This window comes from Bowmanella yangjiangensis (assembly GCF_017255015.1).
Taxonomy (GTDB): domain Bacteria; phylum Pseudomonadota; class Gammaproteobacteria; order Enterobacterales; family Alteromonadaceae; genus Bowmanella; species Bowmanella yangjiangensis.
Genome location: NZ_JAFKCS010000472.1, coordinates 1 through 590, shown reverse-complemented (window position 1 = coordinate 590; position 590 = coordinate 1). Strand labels below are relative to the sequence as shown.

Below are 590 nucleotides of genomic sequence, written 5' to 3'. Positions count from 1 at the left end.
GCGCTGAAGGGTGCTCGACCACCGGCAGCGGCGCGCCCTGGCCGGCAAGCAGCTGCTGCAACTGGTCGGCCAGCAGGGTCGGCAGCGGCGTACCCAGGGTGCCGATGCGCGGTTCGCCGTTGCCCTGCTCACGCAGGAAGCGCGCGTTGGCATCGCCGGGGTTATCGTTCCACAGGGCGATCCAGTGGCCGTGCGCGGCCTTCTTCGGCAGCGCTTCGGCGCAATCGGGCTGGCCCAGGTCGAAACCCACCGACAGCGCCTGCGCCTGGTCATCGTCCTGCGTCGCCAGCCAGCGCCAGGCCGAAGCGGCGGCCGGGCCGACGCCAGCAACGAGGGTCGGCTTGCCGCCCAGCAGCCCGCTGGCCTGATCGATCAGGCGCCGCTGCGCGCCGCAGTCGTGCGCCACGAAGGGCATCTGCAGCACGCGCACGTCTCCTGCGTCGGCCAGCCGCCGCAGCAGCGCCTCGTCCAGTGCCTGCTCGGGCGGCGCGATCAGCAGCAGGCGCTGGCGCGCCTCGCCCTGGCTCAGCAGCTGCGCGCTCAGCCCCTGGATCTGCACCGTCTGCAGATGCGGCAGCGCACGCATCGAC

1 protein-coding gene is annotated in these 590 nt (G+C 73.1%); it reads right to left on the bottom strand.

Annotated elements, in window-relative coordinates:
• Positions 1-590, bottom strand: a 590-nt coding sequence (locus J0A65_RS25220; protein WP_206596963.1) for a hypothetical protein, incomplete at both ends; no start/stop codon positions are given.